At 36.3% G+C, this 15,710-nt stretch carries 16 protein-coding genes; 9 read left to right on the forward strand and 7 right to left on the reverse strand.

What is annotated here, in order from left to right; translation table 11 throughout:
* Positions 1-2: 2 nt before the first annotated feature.
* Positions 3-809 (reverse strand): SDR family oxidoreductase, encoded by an 807-nt coding sequence (locus tag BALOs_RS06660; protein WP_120404673.1) that lies wholly within the window; start codon positions 807-809, stop codon positions 3-5.
* The gene (locus BALOs_RS06665; RefSeq protein ID WP_162929588.1) at positions 757-2,022 is read right to left on the reverse strand and encodes a methyltransferase; all 1,266 of its coding nucleotides are present in this window, start codon (positions 2,020-2,022) and stop codon (positions 757-759) included. The genes BALOs_RS06660 and BALOs_RS06665 overlap by 53 nt, the downstream gene beginning before the upstream one ends.
* 48 nt (positions 2,023-2,070) lie before the next feature.
* On the opposite strand from BALOs_RS06665, the gene murD reads away from it, so the two are divergent.
* Positions 2,071-3,378 carry a UDP-N-acetylmuramoyl-L-alanine--D-glutamate ligase gene (murD, locus tag BALOs_RS06670; RefSeq protein ID WP_162929589.1) on the forward strand — a complete coding sequence of 436 codons (1,308 nt, stop codon included), beginning with the start codon at positions 2,071-2,073 and terminating at the stop codon, positions 3,376-3,378.
* Here murD and BALOs_RS15465 read toward each other — a convergent pair.
* From BALOs_RS15465 to BALOs_RS06680, 3 genes are read right to left on the reverse strand one after another with little or no spacing between them, the layout of a single operon-like run.
* Positions 3,371-3,493 carry a hypothetical protein gene (locus BALOs_RS15465; RefSeq protein ID WP_255509259.1) on the reverse strand — a complete coding sequence of 41 codons (123 nt, stop codon included), beginning with the start codon at positions 3,491-3,493 and terminating at the stop codon, positions 3,371-3,373. The genes murD and BALOs_RS15465 overlap by 8 nt on opposite strands.
* Positions 3,494-3,545: 52 nt before the next feature.
* The gene (locus tag BALOs_RS06675; RefSeq protein WP_120404676.1) at positions 3,546-4,358 is read right to left on the reverse strand and encodes a matrixin family metalloprotease; all 813 of its coding nucleotides are present in this window, start codon (positions 4,356-4,358) and stop codon (positions 3,546-3,548) included.
* Positions 4,355-4,969, reverse strand: a complete 615-nt coding sequence (locus BALOs_RS06680) for a hypothetical protein (protein ID WP_120404677.1) — start codon at positions 4,967-4,969, stop codon at positions 4,355-4,357. Before BALOs_RS06680 ends, BALOs_RS06675 begins: the two co-directional genes overlap by 4 nt.
* Before the next feature lie 106 nt (positions 4,970-5,075).
* Between BALOs_RS06680 and BALOs_RS06685 the strand changes: the two genes are divergently transcribed.
* Together BALOs_RS06685 and BALOs_RS06690 are read left to right on the forward strand one after the other, a co-directional pair.
* On the forward strand, positions 5,076-6,197 hold the full coding sequence (locus BALOs_RS06685; RefSeq protein ID WP_120404678.1) for an aminotransferase class V-fold PLP-dependent enzyme: 1,122 nt from the start codon (positions 5,076-5,078) through the stop codon (positions 6,195-6,197).
* Positions 6,198-6,539: 342 nt separating this feature from the next.
* The gene (locus BALOs_RS06690) at positions 6,540-7,370 is read left to right on the forward strand and encodes a hypothetical protein (protein ID WP_120404679.1); all 831 of its coding nucleotides are present in this window, start codon (positions 6,540-6,542) and stop codon (positions 7,368-7,370) included.
* A 37-nt stretch (positions 7,371-7,407) separates the two neighbouring features.
* On the opposite strand, the gene BALOs_RS06695 is transcribed toward BALOs_RS06690, so the two are convergent.
* A complete protein-coding gene (locus BALOs_RS06695; protein WP_120404680.1) occupies positions 7,408-9,327 on the reverse strand; it encodes an ABC-F family ATP-binding cassette domain-containing protein in 1,920 nt (639 codons plus the stop codon).
* A 141-nt stretch (positions 9,328-9,468) separates the two neighbouring features.
* Between BALOs_RS06695 and BALOs_RS06700 the strand changes: the two genes are divergently transcribed.
* The 6 genes from BALOs_RS06700 to BALOs_RS06725 are packed head-to-tail and all read left to right on the forward strand — an operon-like array spanning position 9,469 to position 15,271.
* Positions 9,469-10,623, forward strand: a complete 1,155-nt coding sequence (locus BALOs_RS06700) for a hypothetical protein (RefSeq protein WP_120404681.1) — start codon at positions 9,469-9,471, stop codon at positions 10,621-10,623.
* Positions 10,624-10,646: 23 nt separating this feature from the next.
* Positions 10,647-12,083: an NAD(P)/FAD-dependent oxidoreductase gene (locus BALOs_RS06705; protein ID WP_120404682.1), complete on the forward strand. Its 1,437-nt coding sequence runs from the start codon at positions 10,647-10,649 to the stop codon at positions 12,081-12,083.
* 19 nt (positions 12,084-12,102) lie between these two features.
* Positions 12,103-12,843 (forward strand): SDR family NAD(P)-dependent oxidoreductase, encoded by a 741-nt coding sequence (locus tag BALOs_RS06710; protein ID WP_120404683.1) that lies wholly within the window; start codon positions 12,103-12,105, stop codon positions 12,841-12,843.
* Positions 12,843-13,259 carry a 3-hydroxyacyl-ACP dehydratase FabZ gene (fabZ, locus tag BALOs_RS06715; RefSeq protein ID WP_120404684.1) on the forward strand — a complete coding sequence of 139 codons (417 nt, stop codon included), beginning with the start codon at positions 12,843-12,845 and terminating at the stop codon, positions 13,257-13,259. The genes BALOs_RS06710 and fabZ overlap by 1 nt, the downstream gene beginning before the upstream one ends.
* Positions 13,260-14,042 (forward strand): enoyl-ACP reductase, encoded by a 783-nt coding sequence (locus BALOs_RS06720; RefSeq protein ID WP_120404685.1) that lies wholly within the window; start codon positions 13,260-13,262, stop codon positions 14,040-14,042.
* A 41-nt stretch (positions 14,043-14,083) separates the two neighbouring features.
* Positions 14,084-15,271, forward strand: a complete 1,188-nt coding sequence (locus BALOs_RS06725; protein ID WP_120404686.1) for a hypothetical protein — start codon at positions 14,084-14,086, stop codon at positions 15,269-15,271.
* On the opposite strand, the gene BALOs_RS06730 is transcribed toward BALOs_RS06725, so the two are convergent.
* Complete coding sequence (locus BALOs_RS06730) at positions 15,264-15,698, reverse strand: hypothetical protein (RefSeq protein WP_162929590.1); 435 nt, start codon at positions 15,696-15,698, stop codon at positions 15,264-15,266. The two genes, BALOs_RS06725 and BALOs_RS06730, sit on opposite strands and share 8 nt — an antisense overlap.
* Positions 15,699-15,710: the final 12 nt, after the last annotated feature.

The raw sequence follows: 15,710 nt of genomic DNA on the forward strand, positions 1-15,710 counted from the left end.
ATTTAGTATCCGCGCCCCGTGTTAACTCTCTCAATTATGCGTAATGACACTTTTGTGGGGAGCGTCGTTAAAAGTGACTTGAAAATTCTATTGAATCTGCCAGGAATAATAAATGGTGATTGTTTAGAAAGAGCATTCAATGTTTCCTCAACAACCTGTTTTGGCCAAATACCTGAGAAGTGTTTTTTCTCTTGTTTACCTTGATTAATTCGAAATTGAGTATAAACGAGTCCTGGGCAAACAGAGATAACAGTTTTATTTGTTCCAATGAGATCGCGATAAAGAGCAAGGGAAAAAGAGTGAATCATGCTTTTTGAAGCAGCGTAAATGCATTGTCTAGGAACAGGGAAGAAAGCATAAAGAGAGGCCACGTTAATAATCTGTAATTGATCATCTTGTTTTAAGAAGTGATGTGTCAGTCTCATGGGTACTTCAACGTGAACTCTTTGCATGGCAATTTGTTTTTCAATATCAGTATCTTGATATTTACCAGCTACTCCAAAACCTGCATTATTGACGAGGTAATTAATTGGAGTTGTTACTTCTTTAATTAAAAACGAGCTGGCATCATCTTCTATGAGGTCTTTAACTATAACCTTGCATTCAACGTGATACTTATCTTGATAGGTCTTTGCGTTTGCACTTAGTTTTTCGCTATTTCTGCCGTGAAGGTAGAGATTGATTCCAGCACTTGCAAAGTAATTAGCAAAGGCCTCACCCATCCCAGTTGTGGCACCTGTTATAAGAGCGAACTTCTTATTCTTTGTCATAATACCAGATTCCCATGTTACGAGGTGATTCTTCTTCATCAAAGAAGCTCATAAGCTTGGCCTCTTTATTCATCTCTTGTAACATCATAACACGATCAATAAGGATGTATAGCTCAAGTGCTCGTCCAAATTGCCAGCGAATAATATCGCAAAGAAATAATGTCTCTAGAATAACTTCATGCTTTTTTAAATACTCTTCAAATTCTTCATCTGAAAAATTTATTGGTATATTATTTTCGTGGCACTTTGATTTTGCATAGGTTGCAAAGTCACCAAGATAAAGCCTTTTATGTGCATCACCAATAGGCATAACTTCTTTGTCTTGTCCGTAGATGTCATCAATATAAAATTGTAAGCAGTAACGATAGTATTTAACTTTTCTTTTTTGCTCAAAATCTTCATAGGTCATACTTTGATGACCTCTGGTCGCAAGAGTGCAGCTATCGCGTCCAAACTCAAGTGGATTATTTTCTTTGGCAAAGTTTGAGAGGTTAATATCACTTTTAGGTGTAAGCTTATTATAGCAGCAACCGAAATTTAGCATTCCACTGCTTTGATGTTTCGCTGCAACCTGCATATGTTTAACAGCAAGTGGCCCGCAAGTATGAAGGCCTAGTGAAAATGAATTATCGCAAAAGATTTCTTCATTCTTTTCATCTGCTAAATCGACTGAAAAGTCATGATTGATAAATTGGACATTCTTGTGACCTTGCGGCTTAGGGAATTTTTCAAGTCTCTTTTTCCCTATCTCTTGAAACTCTGGATTTATATCAAGACTGATCATATCCATGCCAAAGTAGTAGGCTAGAGTTCTACTAAGGTGGCCTACACCTGCGCCAATATCAACAACATGTTTAAATTTGATCTTTTTATTTTTTTGTAAGTTCGTGAGGAAGTTTGCAATAGTTAGAATCTCGTATTGCTTCTTTCCCTTAACTTTGTGAAAGGCCCAGCTTGGAAGCTTCTCAATTCCGGCCGTCATCTCTTTATCAATGACCTCAACTTCTTCTAAGCTCTTTAGTGAATTAAATAGATCTTTTAAGTCTGATTCTGGAAGTGAGTCATAAATTCTTTTGCAATCAACTTTGAATTGTTCTTGAGCTGTTATTTCTCGTAGTGGTGCAATGAGCTCTTTAGGATAGACTTGATCTAATTTTCCAGCACGGAATTGATCAATAACTTCTCTTTGCCATATTTCACTATATGGCCGTAGAATGTTTATAATAGAAGTAAATTGCTGCTGGTAATTCATCACGTTATTTATAGCATGACTAACCACCATTTAAAACGGGACTTTTCTATGATTATTAATGAATCTCTTAATCCATATAATAAAATCGCAGTTGTAGGACTTGGTGTTTCAGGTCGCTCGGCCCTTCGCCTTCTGACATTTCTTGAAAAGGACGTTTATTTAGTTAATCAAGGTGAGGTTGAGACTTGGCCAAGATATGAAGAGACAAGAAGTATTCTGGGCAAGGTGGAGCAAGAAAATTCAAATGAGCTATTAAAAGAGATGGATTTAATTATTTTATCTCCAGGAATCTCTAAGGATATTGATATCTTTGATGGTGTTACATGTCCTATTTGGTGTGAAATTGAACTTGCTTATAAATTTGCTGATGCTCCAATTCTGGGAGTTACTGGAACTAATGGAAAAACCACTGTTGTTAGCTTTCTTGCAGAGTGTGCAAAGTATGATACGACAGGGGATTACTTCATAGGTGGCAATATTGGTGTGCCTTTTTGTGATTATATCTACGAGCGTATGAGTGGTGAAAGAGAGCAGGCCCAGGGAATTATTCTAGAGCTTTCAAGCTTTCAGTTAAATCTCATTGAGGAATTTCAATGTGATGTGGCCGGACTTTTAAATCTCACTTTTAGTCATGGCGAGCGCTATCATAGTATCGAGGAATATGGACTTGATAAGTATGAAATCTTTAAGAATATGCAAAATGGTGGAGTGGCCTATTATCCAAGTGGCCTTCCTGTGGCAATTCCATATGAGATGAGAAATGGCCATGCACTAGATCTTGATATGAAAAAGATTATCTCTGAATTATCTTCTTATATCGATGTCTCAAAACTTAAAATATTTGGTGAACACAATATTATCAATACTTACTTCGTCTACCTCTTGTGGGATGCTTTTACAGGTAATATTGATGCTTTTAAAGGTGCTTGTGAGAGCTTCCATGGTGTTGAGTATCGCTTGCAATTAATTAAACATGAATCTGATCAATACTTTTTTAATGATGCAAAATCCACTAATTGGGATTCTACTTGTATTGCACTTAAAGGAGTTGAAAACTTAGGTAATGTGGATCTTATCATTGGTGGTCAATTAAGAGGCGAAGGTGATAATCAGCTTTCTCGCTTAGATGAATTCAAGAATGAGATAAGAAAGATTTACTTTTTTGGTGAGTCTGGAAAGATTTTAAGTAATGAATGCCGTGAAATTGATTGTGAGTATTATGAGAATTTGGATGATGTGTTTAAAGCTGGATTTGAAGCAAAAGTAATTCTCTTTTCGCCGGCCTTTCCTTCATTTGATCAGTATCTGAACTATATCAAAAGAGGTGAGCACTTTACGAAATTAGCGCTTACTTAAGAACAGAGATCTTAACTTCGTGTGGTTTGGTATCTCTCATATTGTCAGCAATTGCGACTTTAAATAGAAAAATGATAAGAATACCTAAAATAAATTTTCCTGATTTTGATTCCATAATGTGATTATCGGCACTTACTGTTTGAATCTTTAGAAAAAAATTTAACTTCTTAACAAATTTTTTCTTGATTCGTAAATCTTGTTATTATTAAACTCAATAATAACATGATAGCACCTATGAAAAAACCACCGGAAGGCTTTGCAGGAGACTGTTCAGACAAGTTTGTGCCCTCAAGCTTATCATCGATCTGCTTATCGATTTGCTCAATTGTTCCACACATTGGAATTTGCTCTTTAGGGTAGAGGTAAGTCGCTCCGTCCCAATCGTCTTCTCCGATTGTCTCTCGGCCTGTTAGATTTCTAAAGTACATCAAAGAATCCTCAAGCTTAGAATGGCCAAGGCCAAAGGCGTGTCCAATTTCATGGGCAAAGAGAGCAATCTTCTGAGCACGAGTTTGCTCATTATACTTAGTTCCAGAAATATCATTAATTCCGATGACTGAGCCAACAATTGTTGCACCACTTAGATTATTTGGAAGGGTTACTGCCAGAATTCCAACTGAAGTGAAAACATCAGTATTGCCGTTACAGACGATCAGGATATCTCTATTTGTATCTGGTACTTGAGTTGAGCAGCCAGCTGATCCTGCATTACAGATTCCATTTGTCGTATAAGCGCTATCAACAGTTTGAATATTGCCACCTTTTAAATGAAGGCTACTTGTTGAAATTTTATTCCAGTAATTACTTGCTGCTATTTCTACCATATCCATAATTTCATCGGCGCTGTCTGTGATATTTGAGCAAGCATTGTCTGCAACGTGAACTCTAATTTCAGGATCTGCAAAGCGAATAGGTATATTGGCATTGATAGTAAAGGCCTGGGCCGAAAAAGCTAAGATAAAGCTTAAAAGTATTTTCATTTCTTATTACCTAGTGTGTAATTAATTGAGAGCCCATAGCTAAATGCACGCTCATCACCGTCTTCAATATTAAAGGCACTAATTTGGCCATTGATAAAAATGTCCTTATTTAACAGATAGTCACTTCCTATCACGAGAATATTATTAACCGCCGTTTGGACATCTGAAGGTGTATTATATTGTTGAGTAGAAATTCCATTACCAAGCGTTTGAACTTCACCATCCATCTTCGTATAAGTGAAGAAGAGTCCAGCACCGGCCTGCAATCTAAAGTCACTAATCACATGTTCAATTAATGCTTGAAGCCAAAGATTTGTTACTGTAACTGCATCATCAGCTCCTTCTTGTGGAATTGTTAAGCCTATTTCAAGGATTAACTTCTTATCCCAATAAAAGTCTGAGCGGTAATTAGCGCGAAGATATGGATTGAAATCAAAATAATTTCGTCCACCGTCTAGGTCCTTTTGAACCTTTCCAACGTACTTTGTCATATTACCTATACCTAGAGAGAACTCACCTGGTATATTGTATATTTGTGCATTTGTTTGATTTGTTACGAGACTTGTCATGAAAAAGACAAAGCATGCAACTGTTAAGGTCAACTTTTTCATGACACAATTGTTAAGAAGAATTTATTATTTGGCAATATGTTATTGTTTGCAAATGGTGTGAATTTAATTAAAATTGCCGTAATGACTATTAGAAAAGGAATTTAATATGTTCGAAAATTATAAAGTACCATCAGAACTAGTACCAAGTGACCCACGCTTTGGTGTCGGGCCATCTCTTATTCCAACAGAATTTATCCAAAAGCTTGCTGATACAAAAGCTGAACTTCTTGGAACATCACATAGAAAACCAGCTGTAAAAAATCTTGTTAAAGAAATTCAAGATGGACTTAGAAGTTTTTATAATCTACCGGAAGGTTATGAAATCGTTATGGGTAACGGTGGAGCAACTTTTCTCTTTGATATGATTGGACTTGGTCTAGTTAGAAAGAAAAGTGTTCACTACACTTGTGGAGAGTTTTCAAATAAGTGGTATAAGTCACATAACTTAATTCCTTGGATTGATGCCGAAGAGATTGCAAGTGAATATGGACAAGGTTGTGAGCCTAAGGATCACGCTGACGCCGACATGGTTTGTTTCACTCTTAATGAAACTTCAACTGGAGTGCAAACAACAACAATACCAACAGTTAGTGAAGATACTCTTGTGGCCGTTGATGCAACTAGTGGAGCAGGTCAAATTCCTTTAGATTTATCAAAGATTGACTGTTACTTCTTTTCACCTCAAAAAGTTTTCGCTTCAGAAGGTGGGTTATTTGTGGCCATCATGTCGCCAAAGGCACTAAAGCGTGCTGAAGAAATTAATTCAAGTGATCGTTATATTCCAGGAATTATGAATTGGAAGACAGCGATTGATAATTCAGTAAAAAATCAAACTTATAATACACCAAGTATTTCAACTCTTTTCTTCCTTAATGAGCAAGTAAAGCTTATGAACTCACAAGGTGGACAAAAGTATGCCGTTGAACATGCAAATAAAAAAGCTGAGTTAATTTACGGATGGGCAAAAGAGGAAAGCTTCCTTGAAGCATTTGTTCAAGATGAGAAGTATCGCTCAACATCTGTTGCAACGATCAATCTTGATGAGAAGTACGATGCCAATGCACTTGTAAAAGTTCTAGAAGATCAAAACATTGCAAATGGAATCAACTCTTATCGTAAGCTTGGTAAGAATCAATTTAGAATTTCTCTCTTTCACAATGTGAAACTTGAGGATCTTCTAAAGCTTACAAAAATTATTTCAAATGCTATTAATGAAGCATCCGCATAATTGACTGGCCAAGACCTGTCTATTGTATGCGGTGCTTGGCCATTTAGTCTTCAGCTAGAAAGTATTGTCGAGAGGTGTGCGTTTATGCACACCGGTTCGTCTCCAGGCTAAATTCAAAAGATTTTTTCTCTTCAATTACGAAAGTTTTCAAACAAGTCTTTTAAGATAACCAGTGTAAAATCAAGAGGCTTTCACTGTTATTATCATATTTTCTCAAGTTGATTAATCTGTTCAACTTTTAATCATATTTTGTCGATTAATAACCATGATTCAATATATCAATAACAAAAGGATACTTTGTCTTTATGCAAGGTTAATGAATATAGAAATTAAGGTGTTTTAATGAATAAATTTATAATAGTCAGTTTAGTTACTTGTTTATGTTCTAGCATCTACGGACGTGATCTTTTGTATGGAACTTTTAAGAAGCAATTCTCTGGCAACATTAAAGTTCAAATCAATAAAGCTGAGTCTGAATACAAAGCTAGATTAGATAAAATTAAAAAGTATTATGATTTCGTCTTTAAAGACTGCGGAGAAATTCGTCAGAAAAATGGGCTCTTTGACTATAGTAATAAATGTTGGCAGCGACAACGAAAAATATTTGAGAAGAAATACGGTGATAGTCTTGGTTATGCTCTTAATAAGGTAGAGTTTGTTAGTCGAAAAATTAAGGTTGCTGATATATATGGTAAAAGTATCGGAGGACAGTCCATAGGGGAATTTGGTGTTGAGCTAGTTAAGGAAGCACGCGGAGTGAAGTCAAAATTTGCTAAAGTTTATGTAAGTCTTGAGAATGGGTATTACTCTGATTTTGTATTTTTTTATGGAGTTGTGGAGAAATTTGAAAATGGACGCGTGAAACTTTTATCGAATCAAGATATGTGGATAAGCGTTGATGATATGAGAGAGGTGTTTAAATTTAAAGACGATGTATTTAAACTTACAAGAGAAGAGTTAAGAAAAAAATATACATTTGCTGGGAAAAGTTTAGGTTGCAAAGGTAAAAAGTTTGCATGCGTAGATAGTTGTGGCGTTGGTAAGGTGAAGGATGATCATGTAATTATGTATCTTGAGAGTGATGATGACCTATTAGACGATGACAAGGTAATGATTAATAAGTTGCTAAACTCAAGAGGTGAGTTTGCTTGTTATGTAAACTTAATCCTTTAGTTAGACTTTATCGTTTGATTTGTAAATCTAGCTCTTTTTACGAAAGCTTTTCAAAGCAATCTTCAATCTTGGCATTAAGTTCGGACTTCTTCTGGTTTAATCCTGCAATGAGTTGGTTTTTTTCTTCATCCATATTGGAATAGTCAAACTTTGAAAGTAGCTCGTCAATCTTTTCAATCTGTCCTTCAAGCTCCATAATTTCTTCTTCAATTTTTTCAACTTGAACGTCGTTAAGCTTTGGAGTCTCCTTAATAGAAGGTGCGGCTATTTCTTCTTTATTTGAAGATGTTTCTTGCGATTGTTTTTCTAGGTCCCGCTCCATTTGTCTTGCTTCAAGATATGGACGAACAAATGTGAATCCACTTGAGAATTTTGTGACGGTCTTGTCTTCAATGAGCCAAACGCGATTGGTAATATTTTCTAAGAACGACCTATCGTGAGAGATGATGATGACTGTTCCTTGGAATTCGGCGAGTTTTTGCTCTAAGATCTCTATCGATTCGATATCAAGGTCATTTGTCGGTTCATCAAAAATCCAAATATCTGCTTCATTCTTAAGATTAAGGGCAAGCTGGAGCCTGTTAAGCTCCCCACCTGAAAAGCTTGAAAGAGGCCTATGAAGTTCTCCGCGATCAAAGAGGAAGTTTTGAAAGTAGGTCGCAACGTGTATCGAGCGTCCACTTTTAAAGTGAATAAAGTCTTCACCTTCACCAAGTAGATCATAAGGTGACTTTGAAAGATCAAATTCATCTCGTTTCTGAGAAAAGAGACAAACCTTTAGATCATCTGCTCTTTTTATATATCCTGCGCTCGGGTTAAGTTTTTCGGCAACTAATTTCATGAGAGTTGATTTCCCAACCCCGTTTTCACCTAGGACTCCGACCTTGTCGCCTTTAAAGATTGAAAGGTTTACCCCTTTAAATAGCACTTCTTTATTATCGTAACCAAAATCCACATCTTTGAATTGTACAAGCTGCTTTGTTTTTCGATTACTGTCATTCATTGCTAGATCAAGCTTTGAGCGGGCCTGATCTTTTAGTTTTTGAACTTGCTTTGAAAGATCATTGAAGTCTTCAACACGTTTTTTTGAGCGAGTTCGGCGGGCCTTCACTCCTTGTCGCATCCAAGCGGTCTCTCGTCTGAGTGAGTTCTTAAGCTTTGTTAGAGAGTTAAGACGTAGCTCTTCTTGAGTCTTTGTATATTCAAGATACTCTGCATATGTTCCTTTAAAAGGAGAAACCACTCCAGAGTGGATATTAAAGATCTTTGTAGTAACTTTTGAGAGAAGGTAGCGGTCGTGGGAGATGATCACGTGAGTTTTATTGGACTTCATGATCTCATCTTCAAATTGTTCAATTGTTTCAAAGTCTAAGTGGTTTGTAGGCTCATCCCATAGAATGAGGTTCTCTCTTGCAGTTAGGCCCAGGCTAAGTTGAACTTTCTTTTGCTCTCCACCTGAGAGACCTTTAACTTTCATTGAAAGATCTGTAAGGCCAAAGGCCTTGATATAACTTTCGTAATTATTTTTGAGATCCCAATACTTCTTGTGTTCAAGCTCTTCCATAATCTTGTTCTGCTCAGCAAGTCCTTTATCTGTCGAAAGATCAAGTGAAGCAAGTTTATTATTTAGAACTTCAAAGTCGCGATACTGAAAGTAAAAATAGTCTTCAATAGTGATGTCTTCATTTGGAAGAGTGAAATTTTGGTCGACTTTAAAGACACTGAATTCCATCGTTGGGCCTTGTGAGGCCGTGGCCTTCTCAAAGGTAAATGGGGGAGTCGATGTATCTGGCGTGATCTCTTCATTTATAATTTTTAATAGAGAAGACTTACCCATTCCATTTAGGCCAATGAGTCCGATTTTATCACCGTGCTCAATATAGAATTGTGCGTTATTGAAAATGACTTTCTGCCCAAAGGCGAGATTTATATTTTTTAAGTTACATAGTATCGACATTTCATAAATCTATCCTATTTTTAACTGTTTGGCCCAAAAAATTCCCGTCAATTCCTAGCCGAAATGTGGCCGTTTAGGTATGATATCGCCTCTTACAACACACATATCCAACGACTACAACAGTTCGTGAAGGGGAAAGATATGAGAAAATTATTTAAATTGGCCATAGCATCTCTAACTTTACTGAGTGCACAAGCAAATTATGAACTTTTAGCTAGTTCAGGTGAATATAATTATAACCTACCTCAAGAAACTTTTTGGATCAGTACATCACTTCGTATGATGAATACTGGTGAAGTATGTTTCTCAATGGGGGGAGCTGCTGGTGGAATTTCTGGTTACGCTTTTCTTTGTGGCGACAATGGTGACAATATGAAGCGCTATCTCGTTCCACAAAATGAAGCAGTAAGTGATTTCTACTTATTTGATGATGGAAATACTGGTGATAAGCATATTGTTTTTGCTCCAAATAACGGTTCAGAGCACCTTGGAATTTATACATTTAATTTAAGAACGGGTAAGCGTCTTGAGCATGAGAACTTCGAAGGACAATTCACAGGTCTTTCTGGCGTTGCCATGAATGAAGAGGATGTACTTGTTTATCGTCAATCATTTGGTGGTAAAAGAGCAAGAATTGTTATGCGCAACTTAGATGGAGAAAATGATCTCTTCTCAAGTTTTTCTAAGGATATTGGATACGTATTTACGCCTCAAACAAGCGGGAATTACGTATTAACTAAAATTAGAATTGGAAGAGGAATTGCAGAGAATCAACCAGATCGTCTCTACCTATACAATATGAAAAAGGGTGCAAAGCAAATCGTTATGCAAGATAAGGATGGTCAACCTTCTTCAAAAATTACAAAGATCATGAATACTTATACAGTAAACCACAATGGTGATATTGCTGTATGGACAGAAACTGAAAATGGAACGCAATTATATGCTTCTAATAAAGGTATCTTAAAATCAGTTCTTACTATTGGTGATGAAATTACAAAGTATGATGCTTTCTCTCCATCAATGAATAATCTTGGTGATATTTTAATTCGTGGATACGACAAAAAGAACAATGCTGCGATTTTTGCTTATGTCGATGGCCAGTGGTCAAAAGTTATTGGTGAAGGTGATGTGATTGAGATGAATGGTGTTAGCTATGAAGTCGCAGATGCTACAACTTCTCCATTTGTACACGCTCCAAGAATTAATGATAATCGCGTCGTTGCATTTATTGTTTATGTTGTGAATAAGAAGACAAATAAACTAACAACAATGGTTTTAAAGAAAAAATTATAACAAATAAGAAAGTATAGAGAAAAATGGCATTACTTAAGAAAAAAGATCCAATTACTAAGTTTTATGACGTTATTATCGTAGGCTCAGGGCTAGCGGGAATGACGGCAGCAAATAAATTAGCAAAAGATGGAAGAAGTGTTCTTCTTCTTGAGGCACATAATAAACTAGGTGGCTTTGCTACATGGTTTAGACGACCAACAAATGAAGGTGAAAGACATATCTTTGATATTTCTCTTCATGGTTTTCCTGCAGGGATGATCAAAACTTGTCGTCGTTATTGGTCAAAAGATATTGCAAATTGTATTGAGCGAGTTGATAAGATTCGCTTTATTAATCCGCAATTTGAAATCGATACTGATTTTACAAAAGAAGATTATATCAACATCTTAGTTGAGAAGTTTAATCTCTCTCGCGAGCATGTTGTGGGCTTCTTTGATGAATTACGTGCCATGAACTTCTATGATGATGAGGCCATGACTAATGGGCAATTATTTGAGAAGTATTTTCCAGGGAGAAACGATGTAGTTCGTTTCTTGCTAGAGCCAATTGCTTACGCTAATGGATCAACTCTTGAGGATGAGGCCATCACTTTTGGAATCGTTTTTTCTAACTTCATGAATAAGGGTGCCTATATCTTTAGAGGTGGAACGGATAAACTCATTGGTATGATGAAAGATGAACTTCTTTCTAATGGCGTTGATATTAAACTTCACACTAAAGTAGATGAGATCCTTGTTGAAGATAATCAGGCCAAGGGAATCCGTGTTGGAGACGAAAAGGTTCTATCTCGATCAGTTATCTCCAACTCTGCGCTTTTTAATACAATCTTTAAAATGACTCCAAATGCAAAATATTCTCAAGAGTTCGCTAAAGATGCCAAGGCCGTAAGAGTTAACTCTTCTTCTTGTCAGGTATTTATGGGACTTAAAGAAGGTGAGTCAATTCCAAATATTGGTGAGCTAATTTTCTATTCACGCTCTGATCATTTTGATACTGACTTACTTCTTTCACCGAAGGCGCACTCTCAAACTTTTTCAATCTACTATCCAGATATGAGAAAGCATATGAAACAAAAATATGCTGTCGTTTCGAGTATCAATGCTCGTTATGAAGACTGGATGAACCTGAGCGAAGAAGAGTATAAAGAGCGTAAGGAATACTTAAAGAATAATGCTCTTGATACGATGGAGACTCTTGTTCCTGGGTTTAAGGATAAGGTTGAGCATGTGAATGTATCAACTCCAAAAACAGTTGAAAAATACACTCATCATCACTTTGGTTCTTCATTTGGAACAAAGTTTGAAGGGCTTGGTGTATCAAAAGAGCTTCCAAATCAGGTGAAAGGTCTCTTTCATGCAGGCTCTGTTGGAATCATTATGTCAGGTTGGCTAGGTGCTGCTAACTACGGTGTTATCGTAGGACATGACTTAAATACTTACTTAGATAATACAGAAGAATAAAATTTTAAAAGGAATAAATATGTTTGATTTTAAAGATCAAGTTGCAATTGTTACAGGTGGAACGCGCGGAATTGGACGCGGGATTACGGAATCTTTTTTAAAAAGCGGTGCTCGTGTTGTTGCTACCTATGCTGGAAACCACGATGCTGCCAATGCTTTTAAGGCAGAACTAGGTGAGTTAGGTGAAAACCTCTATCTGGAAGCCTTTGATGTTTCAGATGCTAGTGCTGTTGAAGAGTTTTGGAATCGTATGAATGAGCAATTCGAACAAATCCATATTCTTGTTAATAACTCTGGAATCAGAAAGGATAATCTTTCACCGATTATGCCAGATGAGGATTGGGCAAGAGTTCTTGATATCAATCTAACGGGAACTTTCCTAATGACTAAAAGAGCAGTTAATCATTTCCTATCAAAAAGATATGGAAGAATTATTAACATGAGCTCTGTTGGTGGAAGCCTAGGACTTCCTGGACAAGCAAATTATGCTGCTTCAAAAGCTGGCCAAGTTGCCATGAGTAAGTCGATTTCTAAAGAAGTTGGTAAGCGTGGAATTACAATTAATAACGTTTGCCCAGGTTTCATTGAAACTGAATTAATTGCTGATCTTCCAGCTGAGCAAGTGAAAGAATATAAGAAACAAGTTCCTTTAAAGAGATTTGGTAAGGTTGAAGAAGTTGCTCACGCTGTGCAATTTCTAGCATCAAAAGAAGCCGCTTATATCACAGGTGCATCACTTGAAGTAACAGGTGGCCTATAATGAGTCTTGATGTAAAAGAACTTATCCCACAAAGGGAGCCATTCTTATTTGTTGATAAGATCATTGAGCGCCAAGAAGGTGAAGTTGATAAGATAATTACAAGCTATCAAGTAACTGGTGAAGAGGACTTCTTTAAAGGTCACTTCCCAGGAAATCCTGTTATGCCTGGTGTTCTTCTTCAAGAAGCAATCTTTCAAAGTGGTGCATGCTTAATGGCATCAGGAAGTGAAAGTGGTCTTGGAGTTGTTGCGAAAGTATCAAATGCTAAGTTTAAGAATATGGTTCGTCCAGGAGATGAGCTTATTATGGAAGTTGAGCTTCTAGATCAACTTGCTAATGGTTATTTCTTTAAAGGAAGAACTAAAGTAAATGGTAAGACCGTTCTTGCTATTGAATTTACATGTGCAAAGGTTTAAATGAGTTTTTTAAATTTTGAAAATAAATTATTTCTAATAACTGGTGTTGCTAATAAGAAGTCTGTTGCATACTTTAGTGCAAAGACAATCATTGAAAATGGTGGAAATTGTGTCTTTACTGTTCAAAGTGAAGAGCATCAAGCAAAGCTGAAGAAGCTCTTTCCAGATTCTAAAAGCTATATCGTTGATGTGACAAAAGAAGAGCAAATTAAAGAATTAGCAATTAATCTAAAAAATGATGAAGTTAAACTCGATGGTATGCTTCATTCAATTGCCTTTGCAAATCTTGCAAACCCTAGGCCTTTTCATGAAACATCTTGGGAAGACTTTGCGCAGGCGACACAGATCTCTTCATTTTCACTTGTACAATTATCAAATGAATTGGCAGCGCTATTTGAACACGAAGCTTCTGTTGTAACGATTTCAATCTCGGATACGAAGGCCACTTCATATGGTTATATGGGGCCAATTAAGTCGATGCTTGAGACAACGTGCTCATATCTTGCAAAGAGCTTTAGTGAGTTTTCACAAGTTCGCTTTAATAGTGTTTGCTCAGGGCCTTTAAAAACATCGGCTTCAGCGGGAATCCCTGGCTATATTGATAATTATATCTTTGCTGAAAAGCTTACCATGAGAAAGCAGGCCTTAAAAACTCAAGAAGTTGCCAATACAGTTGCCTTCTTACTTTCAAATGCTTCAAGCGGTATCAATGCCACTGGTGTTCTTGTTGATTGTGGGATGAAGTCGAATCATTTTGACCAAGAAGTGGTTTCAGGAAAATAGTTCTAATATATATTTAATTCTATAGGGGTTATAATTAAGTTATGAAAAACTTTTTTATGGCCTTTTTTACTTTTTGTATAATCCCTACAACCTACGCTAACGATGCTGTGAAGTCATATTGCAAAAGCGTCTCTTTTTCTAAAAATGACTCTATCTACAATGAAATAGCAAAGTTTAAGGCCGATATGGCAAATGCTAAAGAAGTTGCCGCGGTAGCAGATGAAGCGCTAAGTAATCTTATTGCTAAAAAAAGTCCAGTTGTGACAAGTTGGATTAAACGCCGAAAGCTTGATGTTAATGATCCTGTTAATGTCGCAAGACAATGGCGTCTTTACTATGTTGATAATATCGTCCTATCTTCTGGGACATTTAGTGAAAGGCCAAAGGTTATTCAAAAACTTGTCGATTCTGAAATGAGTGAAGTCTTTTCTAATCTATACACAAAAGAGAAGAAATCATTGCTTAAGAAGTCATTTGACATAGCAAAACGTGATGCCATAAATGTTTTAAAACTTCTCATAGGTAAAGATGAAGCTTTTAAAGAAATCAAAGAGCGCATCGAGAAGATTACCATATTTACCCCTGAAAAAGTTATCGGTACAAAGGTTGAAAAGGCCCCTCGTGACTTTCTTGAGTGGGGGTTTGCTTATGATCCAAATTTAAATCAAATTAATGTCGGTTTAGATGGACTAAATTTTGCTTATCCTAAGTATCAGGCAAGCCTTGTTAGTCTTATGGCCCATGAGATAGCGCACTCATTTGATAGCTGTCGCTTTTCAGGTTTTTATAAGAATAAGAATCCATTCACTAGTATACAAAGTTGCTTAAGAAATACTTCGAGTGTTGGTGCTAAAAAACGTGATGACTCGCAATTGGCCTTTCTTGTGCAAAATAATATTATTAAGAAGGAAGTTGCCCAGAATCTCTTAGCTAATCCAACTTGTAATCGTTCACTATACCCACTTCCAGGAAAACAACGTGATCAATTAGATGAGATCTTTGCTGATTGGTTTAGTGCTGAGGTTGTTGCCTTAAGTGGAATAGATTTAAAAAACCTTAGAAGTGAACTTTGTTTAGAAAAAGATCTAAGTAAGGGCTCATCATATATTTCAAACGAAAAACGTTTAGCAGGAATTTACTTAACTCAACCAACTATCGCCAAGAAAACATCTGGCTTCTTAGGTCTTCTTGGAGGAAAAGATACAGGTTTTAAGTATTGTTCTAATTAGCCGGCTTTTGCAGATACTTTTCAAAAACTTGAATGCGGTTGAGAATCTTATTTGATAAATCTAGTAATGATTGATCGATATTTTGTTGGAGATTTCTAAAGTCTGCCTGCATTTTCTTTGTATCTTCATTATGCTTTAGTTCTAGTTTATTTAGTCGATCTTCTATAATGGCAAGTCCATCTAAATTTGTTTCTTTTTTCTTTAATTGCTCAATTTCTTTCTTCAGTGACTCAATCTCTTTTTTCATCTTATCATCCATGCCGGTTTTAAGATCAGAGATTTCTGAGCGAATTTTCTTAACATATTCCTCTAATGCAGTAATGCGAAAAATCTTTGCATTTCCTGGCCCAGAGTCAAATTCTTCAAGCTCAGCAAAAGCAATTTGATTGATAGAAAATATTAAAAATAAAACAATAGTAAACCTCATATTAAAATCATA

The organism is Halobacteriovorax sp. BALOs_7 (assembly GCF_003612895.1).
Classification (GTDB): domain Bacteria; phylum Bdellovibrionota; class Bacteriovoracia; order Bacteriovoracales; family Bacteriovoracaceae; genus Halobacteriovorax_A; species Halobacteriovorax_A vibrionivorans.

Coding starts and splice junctions, on each gene's coding strand:
- BALOs_RS06660 (WP_120404673.1), bottom strand. CDS start 809: ATGAAGAAGAATCACCTCGTAACATGGGAATCTGGTATTATGACAAAG.
- BALOs_RS06665 (WP_162929588.1), bottom strand. CDS start 2,022: ATGAATTACCAGCAGCAATTTACTTCTATTATAAACATTCTACGGCCA.
- murD (WP_162929589.1), top strand. CDS start 2,071: ATGATTATTAATGAATCTCTTAATCCATATAATAAAATCGCAGTTGTA.
- BALOs_RS15465 (WP_255509259.1), bottom strand. CDS start 3,493: ATGGAATCAAAATCAGGAAAATTTATTTTAGGTATTCTTATCATTTTT.
- BALOs_RS06675 (WP_120404676.1), bottom strand. CDS start 4,358: ATGAAAATACTTTTAAGCTTTATCTTAGCTTTTTCGGCCCAGGCCTTT.
- BALOs_RS06680 (WP_120404677.1), bottom strand. CDS start 4,969: ATGAAAAAGTTGACCTTAACAGTTGCATGCTTTGTCTTTTTCATGACA.
- BALOs_RS06685 (WP_120404678.1), top strand. CDS start 5,076: ATGTTCGAAAATTATAAAGTACCATCAGAACTAGTACCAAGTGACCCA.
- BALOs_RS06690 (WP_120404679.1), top strand. CDS start 6,540: ATGAATAAATTTATAATAGTCAGTTTAGTTACTTGTTTATGTTCTAGC.
- BALOs_RS06695 (WP_120404680.1), bottom strand. CDS start 9,327: ATGTCGATACTATGTAACTTAAAAAATATAAATCTCGCCTTTGGGCAG.
- BALOs_RS06700 (WP_120404681.1), top strand. CDS start 9,469: ATGAGAAAATTATTTAAATTGGCCATAGCATCTCTAACTTTACTGAGT.
- BALOs_RS06705 (WP_120404682.1), top strand. CDS start 10,647: ATGGCATTACTTAAGAAAAAAGATCCAATTACTAAGTTTTATGACGTT.
- BALOs_RS06710 (WP_120404683.1), top strand. CDS start 12,103: ATGTTTGATTTTAAAGATCAAGTTGCAATTGTTACAGGTGGAACGCGC.
- fabZ (WP_120404684.1), top strand. CDS start 12,843: ATGAGTCTTGATGTAAAAGAACTTATCCCACAAAGGGAGCCATTCTTA.
- BALOs_RS06720 (WP_120404685.1), top strand. CDS start 13,260: ATGAGTTTTTTAAATTTTGAAAATAAATTATTTCTAATAACTGGTGTT.
- BALOs_RS06725 (WP_120404686.1), top strand. CDS start 14,084: ATGAAAAACTTTTTTATGGCCTTTTTTACTTTTTGTATAATCCCTACA.
- BALOs_RS06730 (WP_162929590.1), bottom strand. CDS start 15,698: ATGAGGTTTACTATTGTTTTATTTTTAATATTTTCTATCAATCAAATT.